Raw genomic sequence first — 1,689 nt, 5'->3', positions numbered from 1 at the left:
ATTGAAATGGTGATTGAAGAGATTTCCACCCCCTTAATCCCCCGCCAGCGGGGGAGATTTCAGCTTCCATCAGCCGGGGGAACTCAAATTGGCAGTCTATAACCTAACCGCACAGGTCGAAAAAATTCGTTATAGGGATAAACTTTTCTCTTGACAAATTGCCTTTAATATGGGGTTAGGCTTTTTTAACCCTACAATAAGAACATTTATCCGAAGTTCAATTACCATCTTAAACATTATTTGTTGCTGACAAATTGCTTTTCCCAGTCAATTCGACCAGTAAATTGCATTACTACAAACAATGTCAAGATACAACAAATAGTTATTGCTAATCCTGTAAGTCCTTCAAGAAAGAAAGCATACGAAAAAAGCACCAAATATACGAATTGTGAAAGTCCTGTCTCTAAAAGAGCAAAGCGCACTCCTACTACAAGCCGCATGTAAGAGATTACCAAGAATATTGAAACTGATGAGCAAATTACAAAAGATAAGTGAATGTCAATGTGATCTACTAAATATGCCAGAAGCAGGTGGAAACTAAAAAATGCTGCTGAAATGAAGAAATAATTCATTGGATGGATATTGATTTTTTTCACTACTGTAATTATAAAGATTAAAAATAAGAAGAGGAAGAGAGAAACTGGCGCAAAGAAACTGACTCTACTGACAAAGGGACCAGGATTCAACCTCTGGGGCATATCCATACCGATTTGAATACCTGAAATTAAATTAGAATATCGCCAGGTAAGTTCCCAACCTTTGTCTTTTCTCTCCTTTTTTGTTGGAGAAATGCTATTTTCTGGAAAATCAATCTTATCAAAGTTTGTTATCATTGCCAGCTTGAAATTTTGAATCTGGGAAACATCAGATCCAAAAAGATACCACCACTCATCCATTCCCTGCGATTCATAAGTAATTTCGATCTTTTTTGCTTTACCTGGACCAAAGTTTAATTTCTTCAATATTTTTCCTGAAGTTGGTTGAAGCTCTTTAATCTTTTCTCCATCAACAATAAAGCAGAAATTGTCATAGATACCTTCTTTAGTAGGAAAGGTATAGTCAAAGAAAATATCACGATTCTCTTTAGCATCATTTATAATCTGATACTTCCCAGAATATCCAACTTGATATGTTGAATACCAAAGCAATCCCTTTCTTCGGTGATCCAGTTTAAGATTTACTGTAATATCACTACTATCAAGGGTAATGGGATGATTTGTTGTTTCTATCTTTGTCTCTATAATTGTTTCCGCTCCCCGAGTCGTTTTAACCTTCTTTTCTTTCCTTGTTTGGTAGTACACATAGGGTGCTTGCTGCATTTGAATAGTTCCCCATAATTGCCCAACTGCTCCTTTTAGCTTTACATCCTGTCTGTGAGTCCGCAAGTTGGTAACATTACCTAAAATAATCCAGGCTATGCTTGTGCAGATAAAGATAAAGATCAGAACTTTAATATGTTTCCACATCTTGAAGCCCTCCTTATATTCCGACTATTCAGATACTTTCTTTAGTAGCCTAACATTGAAATAAGCGGTGAGCGAAGCGAATCCGCTTCATTGCTTGGTTGAACTAAGCCACTTTGTGGCAGTTTTTTTGCCAGCTTTGTAGAGCTATTTTAAGTTTATCATATTAGGACATTTGATGTCAAGAAGAAAAAGATACATTTCAGCAAAATTTTACTACCACAGA

At 36.1% G+C, this 1,689-nt stretch carries 1 protein-coding gene; it reads right to left on the bottom strand.

From position 1 onward, the window contains the following. Nucleotides 1-236 precede the first annotated feature (236 nt). Nucleotides 237-1,148: an inner membrane CreD family protein gene (locus AB1630_13010; GenBank protein ID MEW6104706.1), complete on the bottom strand. Its 912-nt coding sequence runs from the start codon at nucleotides 1,146-1,148 to the stop codon at nucleotides 237-239. Between the last annotated feature and the right edge of the window lie 541 nt (nucleotides 1,149-1,689).

It is taken from the genome of bacterium, from assembly GCA_040753555.1.
GTDB lineage: Bacteria > UBA9089 > UBA9088 > UBA9088 > UBA9088 > JBFLYE01.
The sequence above is the reverse complement of the archived record's forward strand: the minus strand, read 5'-3'. Positions and strand labels throughout refer to the sequence as shown.